The sequence below is a fragment of the Pseudomonas sp. Xaverov 83 genome (genome assembly GCF_019352905.1).
GTDB classification, from domain to species: Bacteria; Pseudomonadota; Gammaproteobacteria; order Pseudomonadales; family Pseudomonadaceae; genus Aquipseudomonas; species Aquipseudomonas yamanorum.
Genome location: NZ_JAAAFU010000009.1, coordinates 1 through 22,228, shown reverse-complemented (window position 1 = coordinate 22,228; position 22,228 = coordinate 1). Strand labels below are relative to the sequence as shown.

Below are 22,228 nucleotides of genomic sequence, written 5' to 3'. Positions count from 1 at the left end.
CTTTTGCAAGCAAACTCGGTGTTTTCGCCGGTGGTGTCCCCAAATCGAGGGTGACCAAGCATGCAAGAAAGCGTGATGCAGCGCATGTGGAACAGCGGCTATCTTTCAGGTGGTAACGCTGCCTATGTGGAAGAGCTTTATGAGCTCTACCTGCACGACCCTAACGCTGTGCCAGAAGAATGGCGCACCAAATTTCAGACGTTGTCTTCAGACGGCAACGCTGCCACCGATGTATCGCACGCAACAATTCGCGATCAGTTCGTGCTGCTGGCAAAGAACCAGCGCCGCGCCCAGCCGGTTTCCGCCGGAAGCGTGAGCAGTGAGCACGAGAAGAAGCAAGTTGAAGTATTGCGACTGATCCAGGCCTACCGTATGCGTGGCCACCAGGCAGCCCAGCTTGACCCGCTGGGGCTGTGGCAGCGTCCTGCACCTGCAGACCTGTCGATCAATCATTACGGCTTGACCAATGCCGATCTTGATACGACCTTCCGTGCCGGCGACCTGTTCATCGGCAAAGAGGAAGCGAGCCTACGCGAAATTCACGAAGCGTTGCAGCAGACATATTGCCGCACCATCGGTGCCGAATTTACGCACATCACTGATTCCGAGCAGCGCCACTGGTTCCAGCACCGTCTTGAAGGCGTGCGTGGTCGCCCGGTGCTGTCTGCAGACGTCAAGAGCCACTTGCTCGAGCGCGTCACTGCAGCGGAAGGCCTGGAAAAATACCTGGGTACCAAATACCCGGGCACCAAGCGTTTCGGCCTGGAAGGCGGCGAAAGCCTGATCCCGATGCTCGACGAGCTGATCCAGCGTTCCGGTTCCTACGGCACCAAGGAAATCGTGATCGGTATGGCCCACCGTGGCCGTTTGAACGTGCTGGTCAACACCTTCGGCAAGAACCCGCGCGAGCTGTTCGACGAGTTCGAAGGCAAGAAGAAGGTCGAGCTGGGTTCCGGTGACGTTAAATATCACCAGGGCTTCTCGTCCAACGTAATGACCACCGGCGGTGAAGTTCACCTGGCCATGGCGTTCAACCCATCCCACCTGGAAATCGTTTCTCCAGTGGTCGAGGGGTCGGTGCGTGCTCGCCAGGATCGTCGTAACGATTCCACCGGTGAGAAGGTCCTGCCGATTTCCATCCACGGTGACGCGGCATTCGCCGGTCAGGGCGTGGTCCTGGAAACCTTCCAGATGTCGCAGACTCGCGGCTTCAAGACCGGTGGTACCGTTCACATCGTCATCAACAACCAGGTGGGCTTCACCATCAGCAACCCGCTGGACGCGCGCTCTACCGAGTACGCGACCGACGTTGCCAAGATGATCCAGGCGCCGATCCTCCATGTGAATGGTGATGATCCGGAAGCCGTGTTGTTCGTGACCCAGTTGGCCATCGATTACCGCATGCAGTTCAAGCGTGACGTGGTCATCGACCTGGTCTGCTACCGTCGTCGCGGTCACAACGAAGCGGATGAGCCTAGCGGCACCCAACCGTTGATGTACCAGCAAATCACCAAGCAGCGCACCACCCGTGAGCTGTATGCCGATAGCCTGATCAAGGCCGGCGTGGTGGACGATGCTCGTGTTCAAGCGAAGATCGATGAATACCGCAACGCGCTGGACAACGGCCTGCATGTAGTGAAAAGCCTGGTTAAAGAGCCGAACAAAGAGCTGTTCGTTGACTGGCGTCCGTACCTGGGCCACGCCTGGACTGCGCGTCACGACACCTCGTTCGATCTGAAAACCCTGCAGGAACTGTCGGCCAAGCTGCTGGAAATTCCAGACGGTTTCGTCGTACAGCGCCAGGTTGCGAAGATCTACGAAGACCGTCAGAAGATGCAAGCCGGCGGCCTGCCGATCAACTGGGGTTACGCTGAAACCATGGCGTACGCGACCCTGGCGTTCGAAGGTCACCCGATCCGTATGACTGGCCAGGACATCGGCCGCGGTACGTTCTCGCACCGTCATGCTGTGCTGCACAACCAGAAAGACGCGGGCACCTACATCCCGTTGCAGAACCTGTACGAAGGCCAGCCACGTTTCGACCTGTTCGATTCGTTCCTGTCCGAAGAAGCCGTACTGGCGTTCGAATACGGTTACTCGACCACCACGCCTCAGGCGCTGGTGATCTGGGAAGCCCAGTTCGGCGACTTCGCCAACGGTGCCCAAGTGGTTATCGACCAGTTCATCACCAGCGGCGAGCACAAGTGGGGCCGTCTGTGCGGTCTGACCATGTTGCTGCCACACGGTTATGAAGGTCAGGGTCCGGAGCACTCTTCGGCCCGTCTGGAGCGTTACCTGCAATTGTGTGCTGAGCACAACATTCAGGTGTGCGTGCCGACTACCCCGGCCCAGATCTACCACTTGCTGCGTCGCCAGGTGATCCGTCCGCTGCGCAAGCCGCTGGTAGTACTGACTCCGAAATCGCTGCTGCGTCATAAATTGGCCATCTCGACCCTGGAAGATCTGGCGGATGGTTCGTTCCAGACCGTTATTTCAGAAATCGACACCCTGGACGCGGCCAAGGTCACTCGCCTGATCCTGTGCAGCGGCAAGGTCTACTACGACTTGCTGGAAAAACGCCGTGCCGAAGGCCGCGAAGACATCGCCATCGTGCGAATCGAGCAGCTTTACCCGTTCCCGGAAGACGACCTGATGGAGGCCATCGCGCCTTACACCAACCTCACCAACGTGGTGTGGTGTCAGGAAGAACCGATGAACCAGGGCGCTTGGTACAGCAGTCAGCATCATCTGCGTCGCAGCATCGGCAACCACAAACAGGCACTGGGCCTGGAGTACGCCGGTCGTGATGCTTCTGCTGCACCTGCGTGTGGTTATGCGTCGATGCACGCCGAGCAGCAGGAAAAACTGCTGCAAGATGCTTTCACTGTTTAACGCCTTCGCGCTGACTGAAACCGAATTTTAAGGACCCACAGATAATGGCTATCGAAATCAAAGCCCCGTCATTCCCGGAATCGGTTGCCGATGGCACCGTTGCCACCTGGCACAAGAAACCAGGCGAGGCCGTCAAGCGTGACGACCTGATCGTCGACATCGAAACCGACAAGGTCGTGCTCGAAGTGTTGGCTGAAGCTGACGGCGTGCTGGGCGCAATCGTTGCCGAAGAAGGCGCTACCGTTCTGTCGAACCAGGTTCTGGGCTCGATCGAAGAGGGCGGCGCTGCTGCTGCTCCTGCTGCCGCCGCCGCCGCTCCTGCACCGGCCGCTGCTGCTGCCGCAGCTCCAGCTGCTGCACCGGCTGCGGGCGGCGAAGATCCAATCGCTGCACCGGCTGCACGTCAGCTGGCTGACGAAAACGGCATCAACCTGGCTTCCATCAAGGGCACCGGCAAAGACGGCCGTGTAACCAAGGAAGACGTGGTTGCCGCTGTTGAAGCCAAGAAAAACGCTCCAGCTGCCGCACCTGCCAAGGCTGCTGCCCCGGCTGCCGCTGCTCCTGTGTTCGCCGCTGGCGACCGCACCGAGAAGCGCGTACCGATGACCCGCGTGCGTGCCACCGTGGCCAAGCGTCTGGTTGAAGCACAGTCGAACATGGCGATGCTGACCACGTTCAACGAAGTCGACATGACCGAAGTCATGGCCCTGCGTTCGAAGTACAAGGATCTGTTCGAGAAGTCCCACAACGGCGTGCGCCTGGGCTTCATGTCGTTCTTCGTGAAAGCGGCCACCGAAGCGCTGAAACGCTTCCCGGCGGTCAACGCTTCCATCGACGGCGGCGACATCGTTTACCACGGTTATGCTGACGTCGGCGTTGCCGTGTCCAGCGACCGTGGCCTGGTGGTACCGGTTCTGCGTAACGCCGAACTGATGAGCCTGGCTGAAATCGAAGGCGGCATCGCCAACTTCGGCAAGAAAGCCCGTGACGGCAAGCTGACCATCGACGAGATGACCGGTGGTACCTTCACCATCACCAACGGTGGTACTTTCGGTTCGATGATGTCGACTCCGATCGTCAACCCGCCACAAGCTGCGATCCTGGGCATGCACAACATTCTGCAGCGTCCTATGGCGATCAACGGCCAAGTGGTTATCCGCCCGATGATGTACCTGGCGCTGTCGTACGATCACCGCCTCATCGATGGTAAAGAAGCCGTGACTTTCCTGGTGACCATCAAGAACCTGCTGGAAGACCCGGCTCGTCTGCTGCTGGATATCTGATAAAGCGGCGGTGCGCCGTACCACCCGGTCTGCCGCAAGGCAGCCCGGAGTGCGGCTCACGGCTTGAAGCTTTTAGCTAAAGAGGATTTTTTTTCATGTCGCAGAAATTTGACGTTGTAGTGATTGGCGCAGGCCCTGGCGGCTACGTTGCCGCCATCAAGGCCGCACAACTGGGCCTCTCGACTGCTTGCATCGAAAAATACACCGACAAGGAAGGCAAACTGGCTCTGGGCGGTACTTGCCTGAACGTTGGTTGCATTCCTTCCAAGGCGCTGCTGGACAGCTCCTGGAAATTCCACGAAGCCCAAGACGGTTTTGCCATCCACGGCATCAACCACGCTGGCGTGACCATGGACGTGCCAGCAATGGTCGGCCGCAAGGCCAACATCGTTAAAGGCCTGACTTCCGGCGTTGCGACCCTGTTCAAGGCCAACGGCGTGACTTCCCTGCAAGGCCACGGCAAACTGCTGGCCGGCAAGAAAGTTGAAATCACCAAGCCTGACGGTTCGGTAGAAGTCATCGAAGCCGAGAACGTGATCCTGGCTCCAGGTTCGCGTCCAATCGACATTCCACCGGCTCCTGTTGACCAGAAGGTGATCGTTGATTCGACCGGCGCCCTGGAATTCCAATCGGTTCCAAAACGTCTGGGCGTGATTGGCGCTGGCGTGATCGGCCTGGAACTGGGTTCGGTCTGGTCCCGCCTGGGTTCCGAAGTGACCGTGCTGGAAGCCCTGGACACGTTCCTGTTGGCTGCCGACACGGCAGTGTCCAAAGAAGCGTTGAAAACCCTGACCAAACAAGGTCTGGACATCAAGCTGGGCGCTCGCGTTACCGGTTCCAAGGTTAACGGCGAAGAAGTCGTCGTGACCTACACCGACAAGGATGGCGAAAAAACCATCACTTTCGACAAGCTGATCGTAGCCGTTGGTCGCCGTCCAGTGACCACTGATCTGCTGGCTTCCGACAGCGGCGTGAACATCGACGAGCGTGGCTTCATCCACGTTGACGATCACTGCGCTACCACCGTGCCAGGCGTCTACGCCATTGGCGACGTGGTTCGCGGCATGATGCTGGCGCACAAGGCTTCCGAAGAAGGCATCATGGTTGTCGAGCGCATCAAGGGTCACAAGACCCAGATGAACTACGACCTGATCCCGTCTGTTATCTACACCCACCCGGAAATTGCATGGGTCGGCAAGAACGAACAGCAGTTGAAAGCTGAAGGCGTTGAAGTTAACGTCGGCACCTTCCCGTTTGCCGCTTCTGGCCGTGCCATGGCAGCCAACGACACCGGTGGTTTTGTCAAAGTCATCGCTGATGCCAAGACTGACCGCGTATTGGGCGTCCACGTGATTGGCCCAGGCGCAGCAGAACTGGTTCAGCAAGGCGCAATCGGTATGGAATTCGGCACCAGCGCCGAAGACATCGGCATGATGGTTTTCTCCCATCCGACCCTGTCTGAAGCGCTGCACGAAGCCGCGTTGGCAGTGAATGGCCATGCCATCCACATCGCCAACAAGAAGAAGCGCTAAGCGAGATAATAAGAAACCACGGCGGTTGCCCGTCGTGAGCCTTGTGCGCAAGACTCACCGCGGAATATCCGCTGGACGCAGTCTTGCGCAGTTTCACCACCCAGGGTCCAGGCCTTTGGTGGTTTGACTGTGCAAGCAGCAGTCACAGGTGGCGCGGCACTCAATAAAGAGCGCAGCGCCGAATGCGCAGTACCTAACGAAGACGGTAATAAGCATGAATCTTCACGAGTATCAGGGTAAGCAGCTGTTCGCTGAATACGGCCTGCCAGTATCCAAGGGTTACGCAGTAGACACCCCGGAAGCAGCAGCAGAAGCTTGCGACAAAATCGGCGGCACCGAGTGGGTTGTCAAAGCCCAGGTTCACGCTGGTGGTCGCGGTAAAGCGGGCGGCGTTAAGCTGGTTCGCAGCAAAGAAGACGCCAAAGCCTTCGCTCAGCAGTGGCTGGGCAAGCGTCTGGTGACTTACCAGACTGATGCCAATGGCCAGCCAGTCACCAAGATCCTGGTTGAATCGTGCACTGATATCGCTAAAGAGCTGTACCTGGGCGCTGTCGTTGACCGTTCGAGCCGTCGCATCGTGTTCATGGCCTCCACCGAAGGTGGCGTGGACATTGAGAAGATCGCCGAAGAAACCCCAGAAAAAATTCTGAAAGCCACTATCGATCCACTGGTTGGCGCTCAGCCATTCCAGGGTCGCGAGCTGGCATTCCAGTTGGGTCTGGAAGGCAAGCAAGTTGCCCAGTTCGCCAAGATCTTCGTAGGTCTGGCCAAACTGTTCCAGGATCACGATCTGGCCCTGCTGGAAGTGAACCCGCTGGTGATCAAGGCTGACGGCGATCTGCACTGCCTCGACGCCAAGATCAACATCGACGCCAACGCCATGTACCGTCAGCCTAAGCTGAAGACTTTCCACGATCCGTCGCAAGACGATCCGCGCGAAGCGCACGCTGCCAAGTTCGAACTGAACTACGTAGCCCTGGAAGGCAACATCGGTTGCATGGTCAACGGTGCTGGTCTGGCCATGGGTACCATGGACATCGTCAACCTGCATGGCGGCAAACCAGCCAACTTCCTCGACGTAGGCGGCGGTGCCACCAAAGAACGCGTTACCGAAGCGTTCAAGATCATTCTGTCCGACTCCAACGTCGCTGCAGTACTGGTCAACATCTTCGGCGGCATCGTTCGTTGCGACATGATTGCCGAAGGCATCATCGGTGCAGTGAAAGAAGTCGGCGTTAAAATCCCGGTTGTTGTGCGCCTTGAAGGTAACAACGCTGAACTGGGCGCTAAAGTACTGGCAGAAAGCGGTTTGAACATCATCGCTGCTACCAGCCTGACCGACGCTGCTCAACAAGTCGTCAAAGCTGCGGAGGGCAAATAATGAGCGTCCTGATCAATAAAGACACCAAGGTTATCTGCCAGGGTATTACCGGTTCGCAAGGTAGTTTCCACACCCAGCAAGCCATCGAATACGGCACCAAGATGGTCGGTGGCGTTACGCCTGGTAAAGGCGGCACCGAGCACCTGGGTCTGCCAGTGTTCAACACCGTGAAAGATGCTGTAGCTGCCACTGGCGCCACCGCCAGCGTGATCTACGTTCCAGCTCCTTTCTGCAAGGACTCCATCCTGGAAGCAGCATTCGGCGGCATCAAGCTGATCGTTTGCATCACCGAAGGCATTCCTACCCTGGACATGCTGGACGCTAAAGTTAAGTGCGACGAGCTGGGCGTAGTCCTGATCGGCCCTAACTGCCCAGGCGTGATCACTCCAGGCGAATGCAAGATCGGCATCATGCCAGGTCACATTCACTTGCCAGGTAAAGTCGGTATCGTTTCCCGTTCCGGCACCCTGACCTACGAAGCTGTCAAGCAGACTACTGACGCCGGTTTCGGTCAGTCGACTTGCGTCGGCATCGGCGGTGACCCGATCCCGGGTTCGAACTTCATCGACATCCTGAAGCTGTTCCAGGAAGACCCGAAGACCGAAGCGATCGTAATGATCGGTGAGATCGGCGGTTCGGCTGAAGAAGAAGCGGCTGCCTACATCAAGGCACACGTGACCAAGCCGGTTGTTTCCTACATCGCTGGTGTGACTGCCCCTGCTGGCAAGCGCATGGGCCATGCTGGCGCAATCATCTCTGGCGGCAAGGGCACTGCAGACGAGAAGTTTGCTGCCCTGGAAGACGCAGGCGTTAAAACCGTGCGTTCGCTTGCAGACATCGGCAAGGCTTTGTCCGAGCTGACTGGTTGGGCTGTCAAGTAAGCCTCCCGCTTAACTGACGCTTCACCACACAAAGGCCACCTTCGGGTGGCCTTTGTGCATTCTGGGGATTACTCATCGGTTGGAATGACGCCGACCCACTGTGGGAGCTGGCTTGCCTGCGATGCAGGCTACTCGGTGTTTCTGATGCACTGAGGTGATGCTATCGCAGGCAAGCCAGCTCCCACATTTGATCGCATTTCAAAATTTAAATATAAAAACGCGACATAAAAATGTCGCTTATCGGACAGTTCGCCCCGCAACAGTGCGTTTGACCCGCAAATTCGTTAGGCTAGCCGCCTCTTTATGCGTACGCATCCCAAAAGGAAGCCTCGCGCCAGACCGGTCGGTCCCCATCAGGACCGGCAGTATTTCCCTCATCCATAGGGAAGCCCTCTCTAAATTCCGATTCAGTAGTGTGGTATTTCCTCAAATGAAAGTGTTGAAAAGCCAGGACATCCTGGCGTTGGGCTTTATGACCTTTGCCCTGTTCGTGGGCGCCGGCAACATCATCTTCCCGCCTATCGTCGGTTTGCAGTCCGGGCCTCATGTCTGGATGGCGGCGCTGGGCTTCCTGATCACCGCGGTCGGTTTGCCGGTGATCACCGTTGTGGCCCTGGCCAAGGTCGGTGGCGGCATGGACGCGTTGAGCAGCCCGATCGGCAAGATCGCCGGTGGCTTGCTGGCAGCAGCTGCCTACCTGGCAGTCGGCCCGTTGTTCGCTACCCCGCGAACTGCGACCGTGTCGTTTGAAGTGGGCTTGGCGCCCCTGACCGGTGAAAGCCCGTTGGCGCTGTTCCTCTACAGCTCCGTGTACTTCCTGTTGGTGTTCTTCATCTCCCTGTACCCAGGCCGTTTGCTGGATACCGTCGGTCGCTTCCTGGCGCCGTTGAAGATCATCGCCCTGGCCGTATTGGGCATTGCCGCCTTCGCCTTGCCGGCCGGTGATGTGGGTGTCGCCACTCCTGAATACGTAGCTGCGCCATTCTCCCAGGGCTTTATCAATGGCTACCTGACCATGGATACCCTGGGCGCCCTGGTGTTCGGCATCGTGATCGTCAACGCGATTCGCTCCCGTGGCGTCGAGTCGCCGAAGCTGATCACCCGCTACGCAATCATTGCCGGGCTGATCGCCGGCGTGGGCCTGGCGCTGGTATACATCAGCCTGTTCCGCCTGGGGTCGGGCAGCCATGAAGTGGCCGCCGGTGCCGCCAACGGCGCGGCCGTGCTGCACGCTTACGTCCAGCACACCTTTGGCTCCCTGGGCAGCGGCTTCCTCGCCGTGCTGATTTCCCTGGCTTGCCTGGTGACCGCTGTAGGCCTGACCTGCGCCTGCGCCGAGTATTTCAGCCGTGTGTTGCCGCTGTCCTACAAAACCCTGGTGGTGATCCTGGCGGTGTTCTCGCTGTTTGTATCCAACCTGGGCCTCACCAAGTTGATCGCGTTCTCGATCCCTGTACTGACTGCGATCTACCCGCCGTGCATCGTGCTGGTGGCCCTGAGCTTCTGTAAGGACTTCTGGCAGGAGCAGGGCCGGATCGTCGGCCCGGTGATGCTGGTGTCGTTCATCTTCGGCTGCATTGACGCGTTGAAGGGCGCTGGCCTGGCGGACTGGATGCCATCGCAACTGGCTCACCTGCCGCTGAGCGAGCAGGGCCTGGCGTGGCTGGTGCCTTCGGTGATGACCCTGGTCGTTGCTGTGGTGGTTGACCGCGTGCTGGGCAAGCGTAGCGAAGCGATCGCTTAAAGCCTCCGGCCTACGCCGCAATCGAAAAGCCCCGGATCAAATGCTCCGGGGCTTTTTTATGCGCGGAGTCAGGACAATCTGCCTGTTTCAGGGGATCGGCAACATGCTCTTTGTCGAATCCACGCCCAGGTTCTTCAAATATTCCTGGGCAGGCTTCAAATCGTTTTGTTTAGGTAGATAGTGTCCAGATACATTGGAAAGGTGGATTTTCCCCATGATGTCTTTCCTGATGTAGCCTGCGCTGACCACCTGTCCTGATTGACCACTGCCGGCACCGATTTCCGCGATGGCAGGATGGGATAACCATTTTGGCGGCGCATCTTTGTCGATGTTGCCCACGATCAATTGCTTGTCTTGGGTGAAGACGAACTTGCTGACGGTATTGGGTTTCGATACCACGTTCAGGTCCTCCGGCTTTGTGATCGACACCAGTTCCGCTCGAGGAGCCCTGGGGTTCAATGCCGCGCCGGCCAGGTGTTTCTCGGCATTCAGGTCACGAGCTTTGGTATTGGTCAACACGGGATGTGGTTTTTGACCCGGCGGCGTTGATTGCCGACTACCGAAGTTGGACGTGCTGCTCGTGCCTGAGTTATCGGTGTAACGGATCAACCCTTTTTCACCTACGTGCTGTGGCCCGGTGGCGTTCAGCGGTTTTCCTGCCCGTAGTTGATTATCCAGCGCATGAGCGACGAGATCCCCCCGATTCAACGGCTGCGTGGGGCGAGCCGGGTTTGGCAACGGGGTAGGGAGGCTGGAGGGGCGCGCCACCGAGAGTGACGTACTCGGAGCCTGCGAGACGTGACGGCTTGGCCCAATAGCTTTGCCAGCAGCGATTGGCCGGCGCTGTTGAGGTGCGTGCGTAGGCGCTCTGAACACCGGGCGTAACGGTGTTCTTCTAAGCAATGGAAGGCCTGCCGCGGCCATGGAAAAGTCCGAATAGACGGCGCCCCATTGGCCTGGCTGGGTGAGTAGTTTAGGCAAGCTTCGCCCGGGAGTGCGCAAGGCCTTCAAGGCAGCCTTTGAGAGCCTGCTGACGGCGGAAATTCCTTTGGTGACAGGGATCAAGTCCAGGACCAACATGGCCACCTCGCCGGCAAATATCAGCTGGTTGGTGGTGCTTTGGGCCGCTACTTCAGTGCTTGTGATGAATTGGCTACCGGCTTTGGCGGCCACCAAGGCCACGTTTTGCGCGTAGAGATGCTCGCCGAGGGAGTTTTTGATCGGTTTGAGCGCGATACCGGCTTCATGGTCGACTGCCAGCTGCTTCAGGATCATGTTGACCGGGTGTATGAAGAGTTTGTCGTGAATCGAGTACTTATCTGCAGGTGAAACCCGCTGGTCCATATAGGTTTGCCACTCAGGTTTGGCCAGTAGAGTGTTCAGTTGGCCCTGGCCGACTATTTCCCTGAAGGGACGTCCGTCGGGGGCGTCCGGACTGTATAGCACCAACGATGGATGGTCGGCTGGCTGGATGACCAGCATGCCTTGAACCGGTTTTCCATCCCTTGCGACACGGTGGGAGATAATGGAGGACCCATTCACAACCGGCCATGTGGTGGAGTCTGCATGGGCTATCGATGCGTTGATCCACTGCTCGGCGATTTTTTGCCTGTTCAGATAGGCATCCGGATCGAGGGATGTCAAAAAAGCGTCCTTGGCCAGCCTCGCCTGTTGGTTATGCTTCCAGGCGTTGCGCAACGCCGCCGCCTCTCCCGATGTGGCGCTCGGGTCCAGCTTTTCACCGAGCAGCCTCAGGTAGTTGCCACCCACATCGGCTGGCTTGATCAGCTCCTCAAGCCATTGCGTATCCAGCGTCACGCGTTTTCCGTCGGCGCCGACCAGGTTTGCTTCCCAAGTTGTTTGGGTGGACAGCAGTGAGACGCCAAAGTCCCAGGCCGAGGTGTTCCGCAGGGCCAGGTCGGTCAGCGATATCAGTTCGGTGGTAGGCGGCAAAGGGATACGGGGCAGCACAATTTGACGAAGGTTTATGGATTTTTCTGTCGTGACCCGGACCATCAGCTTGTCGGGGTCGACGTCTTCCTTGGGGTAGTGCTTTTGCAGTTTGTCTTTCAGTGCCTGGAGCAGCAGCTTTTTTGCAAAATCTCCCAGGGAGGGCAATTTCTCCAGCAGCGGTTGCAGGCGGGAGAAACTGGTCTGCTCCGCCTGCTCAAGCTCCCGGTAGCGGGCTTCCTGCTCCGGAGTCAGTTCTTTTAGCCATGGCGGCTGGCGTTTTTCCATTAGTTTTTCGTTGCGTGCGAGCATCGCATTGCTGCCATCAAATTGCAGCGACAGGTCGGCGGCGTCATTGATGCCCGTGGCGATTGCGGGATCCAGCACATTCCCGGTGCCATATTTGCCGGGCTCGGCGGTGAAGGCGAACTGTAGTGTTTCCATAACCTCATCTGCCTGGCGCTTCAGCAACAAGGGCAATGCCTGGGCCACCACGTCTCCCGATACCGGCGCGAACCCCAGCATCAAGTCGTCGCCCCATTGTGGGTTGCGACTGTGCTGCACCGACAGCGGCAAGCTTTTCAGCAGTACGCCTGCTTTCTCCTCATCACCGTTGATCCTGCGTAACAAGGCTTCACGGGCTTCAGCCGGGGTCGCGAACTCCTCAAAACCGTCGCAGGGGGTGTAAAGCACAACGGGACCGTTAGGCGCGTTGAGCCCTATATTTCGGATGTCCGTTGCTGTGTAGGGCGCTTCAGCTGACGATCCGTCTTTGCTGGTGATAAGGAAGCAGCCGGCTAAAAGCGCCCCCTTGGGGGTGTTGTCATTAATCCTGATGGGGTACACCCCGGGGCGACTGCCTGATGCAAACGCACCTTCGCGTGCTGCGAGGGTGGGGTACTGAAAGGCCGTGTCGATCAGCTGTTTGCCGGGGTGGCTGAGTGTCCCGTCCTCAACGCGTAGCGCCGCCTCGGTGGAGAGCATTTGCCTATGCAAGGCCAGCAACTGTTCTTGTCGTGGCGCTTGGGACCCGAGGCCTGAGGGTGGTTTTTTCCAATAGCTGCTGAGCGCGATGGGAAGCCGGGTCGCAATATTTTGGGCGATCGTGAGCAATGAACAACGGGGTTTGAGCTTGCGCTGAGCACCACCGTCTGGTGCATCAATATAAAAGGCGGTTTCAGTTTCTTTGTCAGGCGAACCGGTGAGTGCGTTCAGGTTCACTTCCATGATCTTGTCGAACAGTGCCTGGGACAGCGTTTGTGTAGATGTCAGGATGCGTTCTGCGCCGGGCTTTTGACCGTACGTTTTGACGTGAATGGAATTCGGATCAATTGAATCGAGCTCGGGAAAGGCTTTTTTCAACTGGACCTGAATAAATCGATGGAATGTTGTCTGGTGGCTTAGCAGGTCAGTAATTTGTTTGTTCAGTTTCCGGTGCTGGTCAATCAATTGGGATTGGGTGGTGACGGTGGCGGGGCGGTTGGTATCCGCGACGACCGGCGTTATGCCGCGCACTCCGGGGGTGACGAAATCACTGTGATTCAAGCCCGCTGTATGAGGTTGCGTAATTTGTCGCGCTGTCGGCCTTGTGGGCGCCGTCGGTTTGTTGGTGGGCGGCGGGGCAAGGTGTGGGGTGGATACCGGGCTGGAGGGTTTGGAGGGGGTGAGCATGGTGGTTCTATCTCTGAAGTAGCATGGCATTCCCTTCTATTCCAGCGATGGCGGAGCTCCGTACCTTCGGGGCGTTAATTGAGTGATTCTAAATGTGGGGCTGGTTCCTCGGGCCAATTGAGGCTTAGTCCGATCTTTCGCACGTTACTGCGCCGATAAAAGCAGCAGACAAAGTAAAGCCCGCACTTGGCGGGCTTTCTTTGCAACACTGGCTTTTCAAGCCACGGTGTTCAAGTCGTCAGACTCAAGAACCGGTTGCAGGTGCTGCTTCTTTTGCGGCGGCTTCGTTCGATTCGGCCTGAGCTTTGGCAGCATCGGCGTTTTCTTTCGCAGCGTCATTCACTTTATCCTGAGCCTTCGCCATGTCTTTCTGAGCTTGCTCAGAATGTGCAGCAGCATCTTGGGCTTTGTCTTCGGATTTCTTGTCGCAGGCAGCGAGACCGAGGGCAGCGGCCAGCATCATGGAAATAGCTAAAGTCTTGCGCATGGGGTGTTTCTCCTTATTGAAGATATCTTCTGGCCTTTCGAGCGTAGGGGTTCAGCATTAGTTCCTTTTATTACACAGATATATAAACCACAGCCGCCAAGGAACTTTCACCCGCACTGTCTACATCGCGGGTCAACACTAATAAGAGTCCAGACTGAATGACCGAAAATCCTCTTTTATCCCGTGCCACGCGCTTTGTTTCAGCCTTGCGCCACTGCCAGGTGCTGGGTATCCAGGTCCATGCCGCCAGTGAAGATGGCATGACGCTGGTGCTGCCCTATGGACCGCATATCGTCGGTGATCCGCAGACCGGCGTGATCCACGGCGGCGCGCTCACGTCCTTGATGGACACCGCCTGCGGCATGGCCACCTTATGTGTGTTGCCGGAGTTCGAGGTCTGCCCGACCCTGGACCTGCGTGTCGACTACATGCACCCGGCCGAACCCCACAAGCCGGTATTCGGTTTTGCCCAGTGTTACCGGGTGACCACCGACGTGATCTTCACCCGCGGCTTCGCCTATCAGGACGACCCGCAGCAGCCGATTGCCCATGTGGTGGGCACCTTCATGCGCATGGGCAAGCGCCTCAAGGGCAGCCAGGGCCTGGGCAATGCAATCAAGGGAGAACAGCCATGAAGCATCAGTTCAAGACGCGTCTGCAGCAGGCCCATGAGCGCGGCAACTATGAGGCGCTGCTCAACCTGATTCCCTACGCCAAACTGATCGGCATTGAATGCACGCGGCTGGGGGATGAATTGCTGTTCCGCATGCCGGCCAACAAGGACAACATTGGTAACCCGATATTGCCGGCAATCCACGGTGGGGTGATTGCCGGCTTTATGGAGCTGTCCGCGGCGTTGCATTTGCTGGTATTCACCGGTGCACCAGGCGTACCCAAAATCATCGACTTTTCCCTGGATTACCTGCGCGCCGGCCAGTTTCGCGACACCTACGCCAAATGCCAGGTATGGCGCCAGGGCCGACGAGTAGCCAATGTGGCGATTACTGCATGGCAAAGTACCCCCGCCGAACCGATTGCCACCGCCCGTGCACATTTCAAGATTGAGGAACCGGCCCGCCCTTGAAATCCTGGTCTTAGCCCCCAACTTTGATGACAACCCGCCGCCAACCCTCAAGGGCGCGGCCACTGCCATCCAATTGGAGTTTGATGACCATGAGTGTGGAAACTCAAAAGGAAACCCTGGGCTTCCAGACCGAGGTGAAGCAACTGCTGCACCTCATGATCCATTCGCTGTATTCCAACAAGGAAATTTTCCTTCGCGAATTGATCTCGAACGCCTCTGACGCTGTCGACAAATTACGTTTCGAAGCCCTGTCCAAGCCTGAGTTGCTGGAAGGCGGCGCGGAACTGAAAATCCGTGTGAGCTTCGACAAAGACGCGAAAACCGTCACCCTCGAAGACAACGGTATCGGCATGAGCCGCGACGATGCGATCACCCACCTGGGGACCATCGCCAAATCCGGCACCGCTGATTTCATGAAAAACCTGTCGGGCGACCAGAAGAAAGATTCGCACCTGATCGGCCAGTTCGGCGTGGGCTTCTACTCGGCCTTCATCGTTGCCGACAAGGTTGAAGTATTCAGCCGCCGCGCCGGCCTTGCTGCCAGCGAAGGCGTGCACTGGTCGTCCAAAGGCGAGGGCGAATTTGAAATCGCCACCGTCGACAAGGCTGACCGTGGTACCCGCATCGTGCTGCACCTGAAGTCCGGTGAAGACGAGTTCGCCGATGGCTGGCGCCTGCGCAACATCATCAAGAAGTACTCCGACCACATCGCTTTGCCGATCGAACTGCCGAAAGAGCAAGCGGCGGTCGAAGGCGAAGAGGCGCCTGCCCAGGAATGGGAAGTGGTCAACCGTGCCAGCGCCCTGTGGACCCGTCCTCGTACTGAAGTCAAAGACGAGGAATACCAGGAGTTCTACAAGCACATCGCCCATGACTACGAGAACCCGTTGAGCTGGAGTCACAACAAGGTCGAAGGCAAGCTGGAATACAGCTCGTTGCTCTACGTACCGGCCCGTGCTCCGTTCGACCTGTACCAGCGTGAAGCGCCGAAAGGCCTGAAGCTGTACGTGCAGCGCGTGTTCGTGATGGACCAGGCGGAATCCTTCCTGCCGTTGTACCTGCGCTTTATCAAAGGCGTGGTCGACTCCAACGACCTGTCGCTGAACGTGTCGCGGGAAATCCTGCAGAAAGACCCGATCATCGACTCCATGAAGTCGGCGCTGACCAAGCGTGTCCTCGACATGCTGGAAAAGCTGGCGAAGAACGAGCCTGAGCAATACAAGGGCTTCTGGAAAAACTTCGGCCAGGTCATGAAAGAAGGCCCGGCAGAAGATTTCGCCAACAAGGAAAAAATCGCCGGCCTGCTGCGTTTCGCATCGACCCACGGTGACGACGGTGAGCAGACCGTTTCCCTGGCCGACTACCTGGCTCGCGCCAAGGAAGGTCAGGACAAGATCTACTACCTGACCGGCGAAACCTACGCTCAGGTCAAGAACAGCCCGCACCTGGAAGTCTTCCGCAAGAAAGGCATCGAAGTGCTGCTGCTGACCGACCGGATCGACGAGTGGCTGATGAGCTACCTCAGCGACTTCGACGGCAAGAGCTTTGTTGACGTCGCCCGCGGCGACCTGGACCTGGGCAACCTGGATTCCGAAGAAGACAAGAAAGCTGCCGAAGAAGTGGCCAAGTCCAAAGAGGGCCTGGTTGAGCGAATCAAGACCGCCTTGGGCGATGCTGTCAGCGAAGTGCGGGTTTCCCACCGTCTGACCGATTCCCCGGCGATCCTGGCCATCGGCGAGCAGGACCTGGGCATGCAGATGCGTCAGATCCTGGAAGCCAGCGGCCAGAAGGTTCCGGACTCCAAGCCGATCTTCGAATTCAACCCGGCTCACCCGCTGATCGAGAAACTCGACGGCGAGCAGAGCGAAGAGCGGTTTGGCGATCTGTCGCACATCCTCTTCGACCAGGCTGCCCTGGCTGCCGGCGACAGCCTGAAAGACCCGGCCGCTTATGTGCGCCGACTGAACAAGCTGTTGGTTGAACTGTCGGTTTAACACCGTTGTAGAAAAACCCGCTTCGGCGGGTTTTTTCGTTCTAGAGCCTTTCACCTGGAGTAAATGATGAGCCAAATCACCGTGCGTTCCGTGGTCTATCAGATTGATGGCCAGCCTTATGAAAGCCGCCTGGCGTTTGATGCCAGTCATAAGGGCCCGCTGCCAGGGTTGTTGATGGCGCCGAACTGGATGGGTGTCAGTGCCGGCGCTGAAGAGATCGCCAAGAGCGTGGCCAGCAAGGGCTACGTGGTGCTGCTCGCCGACCTCTACGGGCAAACGGTTCGCCCCTCGAATGGCGATGAAGCGGGCGCGGCGATGATGCCGTTGAAGAATGATCGGGTGCTGCTGAACAAGCGCATGCAGGTTGCACTTGATCACCTGAAAACCCAGACCGAAGCCGCGGTGGATACCTCGAAGCTGGCGACCTTCGGTTTCTGCTTCGGTGGTTGCTGCTCCCTGGAGCTGGCGCGTACCGGTGCTCCGTTGAAAGCGGCGGTTTCGTTCCATGGCAGCCTCGACACACCGAACCCGGCCGATGCGAAAAACATCAAGGGTTCCGTGCTGGTGTTGCACGGTGCTTCCGACCCGTTGGTGCCGAAAGAGCAACTGCCGGCGTTTGAAGATGAAATGAACGCAGCCGGTGTTGATTGGCAATTGCTGAGCTACGGCGGTGCGGTGCACTCGTTTACCGACCCGCACGCCAATGTGCCGGGCAAGATGATGTATGACGCGAAGACCGCTGCACGGGCCTTCCAGTCGATGCATAACTTGCTGGATGAAGTGTTCAAGGGCTGATAGTTCGGTTGCCTGAGCTGGCCCCTTCGCGAGCAAGCCCGCTCCCACCTTTCGACCGCGTTCCTTCAGGGTGTACACGGTCAAAATGTGGGAGCGGGCTTGCTCGCGAAGGCTGTTTCACCAGCAATAAAGCGCTTAAGCCTTGCCTCCAGGTAACTCAATCCGCTCACTTTCCCCCGGCACTGTCGGCCAATCCCCAGCCGCCCAACGCTGCCGAGCCTGCTCGATCAACGCAGGATCACTCGCCACAAAATTCCAGTTAATCCGCCGTGGCCCATCCAGCGCCGCGCCGCCGAACACCACCAGATGGCAATCGGTCTCGGCAAACAGCGCCATGCTTTCGCCTGCCGGCAACACCACCAGGCTATGCACCTCCAGCACCTCGCCATCCAACTGCGCCTCACCCTCCAGCACATACACCGCCCGTTCTGCATGCTCATCCGGGATCAGCAGCGTCGTAGCTGTCTGCATCCGCACCTCGGCATACAAAGTGGGCGACAACACCGGCACGGGTGATTCGAGGCAAAAGCCGCTGCCGGCAATCAGGCGAATCTGCACGCCGAGGTTGTCACTCACCGGCAAGCTGGCGGCGGGGTGATGGCTGTAGTGCCCCGGTCCTTGCTCATGTTCCCTGGGCGAGGCCAGCCACACTTGCAACCCATGCAGGCTGAAACCACTGGCCTTCAACGCCTCAGGGCTACGTTCAACGTGGGCAATGGCGCTGCCGGCGGTCATCCAGCTGACATCCCCGGCCTTGACCAACTGGTCGGAGCCGAGGCTGTCCTTGTGCAGGAGTTCGCCTTCAAACAGGTAGGTCAGGGTGGAGAGGCCGATATGCGGGTGCTGGCGAATATTCATGCCGGTGCCCGGGGCATAACGGGTTTGCAGCATATGGTCGAAAAACACGAAAGGCCCGACGCTGCGGCATTGCCGGGAGGGCAGCGGGCGCAGGATCGGTTGGCCTTCCACATCTTCGGCACGCGGGCGGATCACGGTCGTTGTGGTCATGGTGCATCCCAGTCTGAGCGGGTTTGATAGACCTGAGCATAACCCGCTCGACGGGAGGTTGCCGCTACTGGCTGAAGGCGCCTTCCGAAAGCTTGGTCTCGATGGTGACTTCGGCAGTGGTCATCAGCTTGTGCACCGGGCAGCGATCCGCCACGCGGTGCAGTTCATCGCGTTGCTCGTCGGTGAGTACGCCCTTGAGGGTGAGTTTGACGCTGAGCTTGTATTTGCCCTTTTGCTCTTCGGTGCTGTCGTGGGTGACTTCCACGGTGACGCCGGTCAGCGGAATGTCTTTTTTCTGCGCATAGAGTTTGACCGTCAGCGCCTTGCACGACGCCAGCGCGGCATCGAAGTAATCGTGGGGAGAGGGCGCCGAATCGTCGCCGCCCAGGCTCTTGGGCAGGTCGGTAAACAGCTCATGGTTATTGATGTTGACGCTGTGACGAAAGTTTTCGGCGTTCAGCGTATTCACGGTAACAGGCATGGCAAACCTCACAGGGTGGCAGGAAGAAGCTCATGCAGTTATAGAGCATGCTGGCACCTTGGTGTTCCCCATTGTTTACCGCTGAACCCACGGATGAGGCCTGAGGTCTACCTTCATTAGCCCTTGTTTGAGAGACCCCTGTGCGCCGGACCCGCCTGAGTATTGCCCTCTTACTGTCCGCCGCGAGCCTTGCGGTGCAGGCCCGCGACTATGCCTACAGCGATGCACACCTGCACTACGTCGACTTCTTCCAGGAGTCGGCGGGCATGGACAAGTTGCTCAAGGCCATGGCCGATAATCGCATCGAGCATGTGATGATTTCCGGCATTCCCGTGGCCAAGAAATGGCATGAAGACGAACCCAAGCGTCCGCGCTATTACGCCGGCGACGATGCCGATGCGTATTGGTACAGCGCCACTGACGTCTTTGTCGCCGATGCGGTGAATAAGCTGGCCTCGGAACAACGCCAGCACTTTCACCCGTTCCTCAGCGGTTTCAACCCCAACGATAAAAACGCCGCGTCCCACATCCAGCGCATGCTCGACCTCAATCCAGGGCTGTGGCAAGGCATCGGCGAAGTCTTTACCCGTCACGACGACCTGACTGCGCTGACCTCCGGCGACACCCCAAGGGCCAACAACGAGGCGATGACCCGCATCTATCACCTGGCGGCGGAGAATGATCTGCCGGTGATGGTGCATTCCAACATCACCTCCAAGCGTGAGAAAAATCCGTTGTACCTGGCGGAAATGGAAGAGCCTCTGCGCAACCATCCGCACACCCGGTTTATCTGGGCCCACGCGGGCAGCAGCATGGAAATCCATCGGCACCAGACGCAGATGGATTTTTTGCTGCCGACCCTGGCGCGCATGCTGGAGGCTTATCCGAACCTGTACGTCGACCTCTCCTGGAGCGTGCTCACGCCTTACTTGCTGGATGAGGCGGGAAAGCCACGCCCTGAGTGGATAAAGCTGGTAGAGCGCTTCCCGGACCGCTTCATGCTCGGCTCAGACGTGGTAGGACGTTTCAACAAGCTCGGTAAGGAAATGCGCAGCTTTGACCCGTTCCTTGATGCGCTGCCTGAGGACGTGGCCAGAAAGGTCGCGCGGGACAATTTCCTGGCGATTCTGCCCAAGCCCAGGTGATGGGCTTAGCTGAATCGCTACAGCCGGGGCAGGGCGATCATAAGGCGTTTTGATATCGCGTTTTCGTCTTACGCAAACTCCGTTCTTCGCCGATACCTTTCAAGAGCCCGCTGCAGGTGGATGCAGCGCATTTGGAAGGATCCGAGCATGAATATCAGAAGTCTGAATATCGCCCCTCGCGCCGGCCTGGGTTTTGGTTTGCTGGCGCTGATGGTATTTGCCCTGGGCGGGTTCGCCTTGTTGCAGATGGGCAATATGCGTCAACAGTCGGACCAGGTGGAAAACAACTGGCTGCCCAGCGTGATGGCGGTCGGCGAGATGAATCAGGACCTGCTGCGGGTGCGGGCCTTGACGTTGCGTCTGCTGCTTAACCGCGACCCGCAGGCGATCACGCAGAATGAACAGAAAATCACCGAACTGAAAAACGGTCTGCATAAGGCCCAGTCGCTCTATGAAGGGTTGATTGTGCTGCCCGAAGAGCGGGTGCTGTTCGATCGCTTTAAAGCCGAGGAAGCGCGCTACCTGCAACGCCAAGAGCAAGTGATGGCGTTTTCCCGGGCTAACCAGTTGGAAGACGCGATCAAGGTGGTCAACGGCGAGATGAATCAGTTGGCTGATGAATTGGCCGGCACCCTGCGTGAGCTGGTGACACTGAACAAGGTCAGCGCCAATCAGGCGGCGAGCCTGGCCCAAAGTGTGTTCACCCAATCGCGCAGTTGGGTGGTGGGCATGATTGCCGTGACGGCACTGATCACCATTGGCCTGGCGTTGCTGCTGACCCGCAGCATCGTGCTGCCGTTATCCCAGTCGCTGAAAGTCGCCCAGGGCGTGGCCAGCGGCGACCTCACCGGTGTGATTACCGTCAGCGGCAAGGATGAACCGGCGCGTTTGCAGCAGGCGCTGAAAAGCATGCAGGAGAGCCTGCGGGAAACTATTCGGCGTATTTCTGATTCGTCCAGCCAATTGGCGTCGGCTTCCGAAGAGCTCAGCTGTGTGACGGAAGATGCCACCCGTGGGCTGCATCAGCAGAGTCAGGAAATTGAGCAGGCGGCCACGGCGGTGAACCAGATGACGGCGGCGGTGGAGGAGGTGGCGAGCAATGCGGTGGCCACTTCACAGGCGTCCCGTGAGTCGGACCGTATTGCCCAGCATGGTCGCGAGCAGGTGCATCAGACGGTGTTGTCGATTGAGTCCCTGGCGGATGACGTGACGGCCAATGCGACTCAGGTGGAGGACCTGGCGCAGAAGGTGTATGGCATCAGCAAGGTGCTGGATGTGATTCGCTCGATTGCCGAGCAGACCAATTTGCTTGCGTTGAATGCTGCCATTGAAGCCGCGCGGGCCGGGGATGCCGGGCGTGGATTTGCAGTGGTGGCGGATGAGGTGCGGGCGCTTGCTCATCGGACCCAGCAGTCGACGCAGGAAATCGAGCAGATGATCAGTGGGATTCAGCAGGGGACTGATCAGGCGGTGAGCTCTATGCAGCAGAGTAATACTCGGGCGCGGTCGACGCTGGATATCGCCAAGTCGGCTGGGACGGCGCTGGAGGAGATTGCTTCGGCTTTTACGCTGATCAACGAGCGTAACCTGGTGATTGCCAGTGCCTCGGAAGAGCAGGCGGCGGTGGCGCGGGAGGTGGATCGCAATTTGATGAATATTCGCGATTTGGCGCAGCAGACTTCGGCGGGGGCGAATCAGACCAGTGCGGCGAGCCAGGAGTTGTCGCGGTTGGCGGTGGATCTCAATACGATGGTGGCTAGGTTTTCGGTTTAGGCCCGTGTTTTTTGGAGAGTGGGGTGTATATCCGTTATTTAGGTTACGGCCACTTAGGGTTCCGCTCTTACAGCGGCTCACTTTGGAAAAGCCGGAATGCCGGCCCAGCCCAAAGTAAGCAAAGGGC

The 22,228-nt window shown here is 58.2% G+C and carries 16 protein-coding genes; 12 read left to right on the top strand and 4 right to left on the bottom strand.

Annotated features, from left to right (window positions below; all coding sequences use genetic code 11):
* Positions 1-60: 60 nt before the first annotated feature.
* The 6 genes from K0H47_RS03945 to brnQ all read left to right on the top strand — a co-directional run bounded on the left by K0H47_RS03945 (position 61) and on the right by brnQ (position 9,713).
* A complete protein-coding gene (locus K0H47_RS03945) occupies positions 61-2,892 on the top strand; it encodes a 2-oxoglutarate dehydrogenase E1 component (RefSeq protein WP_063028202.1) in 2,832 nt (943 codons plus the stop codon).
* Positions 2,893-2,936: 44 nt separating this feature from the next.
* Positions 2,937-4,175, top strand: coding sequence for a 2-oxoglutarate dehydrogenase complex dihydrolipoyllysine-residue succinyltransferase (gene odhB / locus K0H47_RS03940; protein ID WP_093207585.1), 1,239 nt, complete (start codon positions 2,937-2,939; stop codon positions 4,173-4,175).
* Positions 4,176-4,270: 95 nt separating this feature from the next.
* The gene (lpdA, locus tag K0H47_RS03935; RefSeq protein WP_017477531.1) at positions 4,271-5,707 is read left to right on the top strand and encodes a dihydrolipoyl dehydrogenase; all 1,437 of its coding nucleotides are present in this window, start codon (positions 4,271-4,273) and stop codon (positions 5,705-5,707) included.
* Positions 5,708-5,921: 214 nt separating this feature from the next.
* The gene (sucC, locus tag K0H47_RS03930) at positions 5,922-7,088 is read left to right on the top strand and encodes an ADP-forming succinate--CoA ligase subunit beta (RefSeq protein WP_003210567.1); all 1,167 of its coding nucleotides are present in this window, start codon (positions 5,922-5,924) and stop codon (positions 7,086-7,088) included.
* Positions 7,088-7,969 carry a succinate--CoA ligase subunit alpha gene (gene sucD, locus K0H47_RS03925; protein WP_003210566.1) on the top strand — a complete coding sequence of 294 codons (882 nt, stop codon included), beginning with the start codon at positions 7,088-7,090 and terminating at the stop codon, positions 7,967-7,969. The genes sucC and sucD overlap by 1 nt, the downstream gene beginning before the upstream one ends.
* A gap of 430 nt (positions 7,970-8,399) precedes the next feature.
* Complete coding sequence (brnQ, locus tag K0H47_RS03920; RefSeq protein WP_063028206.1) at positions 8,400-9,713, top strand: branched-chain amino acid transport system II carrier protein; 1,314 nt, start codon at positions 8,400-8,402, stop codon at positions 9,711-9,713.
* 87 nt (positions 9,714-9,800) lie between these two features.
* On the opposite strand, the gene K0H47_RS03915 is transcribed toward brnQ, so the two are convergent.
* A complete protein-coding gene (locus K0H47_RS03915; RefSeq protein ID WP_219272030.1) occupies positions 9,801-13,334 on the bottom strand; it encodes a dermonecrotic toxin domain-containing protein in 3,534 nt (1,177 codons plus the stop codon).
* A 244-nt stretch (positions 13,335-13,578) separates the two neighbouring features.
* On the bottom strand, positions 13,579-13,821 hold the full coding sequence (locus K0H47_RS03910; RefSeq protein ID WP_017477534.1) for a hypothetical protein: 243 nt from the start codon (positions 13,819-13,821) through the stop codon (positions 13,579-13,581).
* A gap of 158 nt (positions 13,822-13,979) precedes the next feature.
* On the opposite strand from K0H47_RS03910, the gene K0H47_RS03905 reads away from it, so the two are divergent.
* From K0H47_RS03905 to K0H47_RS03890, 4 genes are all read left to right on the top strand, one after another.
* Positions 13,980-14,456 carry a PaaI family thioesterase gene (locus tag K0H47_RS03905; RefSeq protein WP_063028210.1) on the top strand — a complete coding sequence of 159 codons (477 nt, stop codon included), beginning with the start codon at positions 13,980-13,982 and terminating at the stop codon, positions 14,454-14,456.
* Positions 14,453-14,905 carry a PaaI family thioesterase gene (locus tag K0H47_RS03900; RefSeq protein WP_063028212.1) on the top strand — a complete coding sequence of 151 codons (453 nt, stop codon included), beginning with the start codon at positions 14,453-14,455 and terminating at the stop codon, positions 14,903-14,905. Before K0H47_RS03905 ends, K0H47_RS03900 begins: the two co-directional genes overlap by 4 nt.
* Before the next feature lie 89 nt (positions 14,906-14,994).
* Positions 14,995-16,899: a molecular chaperone HtpG gene (gene htpG, locus K0H47_RS03895; RefSeq protein ID WP_063033923.1), complete on the top strand. Its 1,905-nt coding sequence runs from the start codon at positions 14,995-14,997 to the stop codon at positions 16,897-16,899.
* Positions 16,900-16,965: 66 nt separating this feature from the next.
* Positions 16,966-17,694 carry a dienelactone hydrolase family protein gene (locus K0H47_RS03890; protein WP_063028214.1) on the top strand — a complete coding sequence of 243 codons (729 nt, stop codon included), beginning with the start codon at positions 16,966-16,968 and terminating at the stop codon, positions 17,692-17,694.
* A gap of 135 nt (positions 17,695-17,829) precedes the next feature.
* Here K0H47_RS03890 and K0H47_RS03885 read toward each other — a convergent pair whose 3' ends face one another.
* Positions 17,830-18,702, bottom strand: coding sequence for a pirin family protein (locus K0H47_RS03885; RefSeq protein ID WP_017477539.1), 873 nt, complete (start codon positions 18,700-18,702; stop codon positions 17,830-17,832).
* Between the two features lie 64 nt (positions 18,703-18,766).
* Positions 18,767-19,183 carry an OsmC family protein gene (locus K0H47_RS03880; protein ID WP_017477540.1) on the bottom strand — a complete coding sequence of 139 codons (417 nt, stop codon included), beginning with the start codon at positions 19,181-19,183 and terminating at the stop codon, positions 18,767-18,769.
* Positions 19,184-19,323: 140 nt separating this feature from the next.
* Here K0H47_RS03880 and K0H47_RS03875 point away from each other — a divergent pair, with 140 nt between their 5' ends.
* Together K0H47_RS03875 and K0H47_RS03870 are read left to right on the top strand one after the other, a co-directional pair.
* Positions 19,324-20,328: an amidohydrolase family protein gene (locus K0H47_RS03875; RefSeq protein ID WP_219272029.1), complete on the top strand. Its 1,005-nt coding sequence runs from the start codon at positions 19,324-19,326 to the stop codon at positions 20,326-20,328.
* A gap of 147 nt (positions 20,329-20,475) precedes the next feature.
* Positions 20,476-22,101 (top strand): methyl-accepting chemotaxis protein, encoded by a 1,626-nt coding sequence (locus K0H47_RS03870; RefSeq protein WP_063028219.1) that lies wholly within the window; start codon positions 20,476-20,478, stop codon positions 22,099-22,101.
* Positions 22,102-22,228 lie beyond the last annotated feature (127 nt).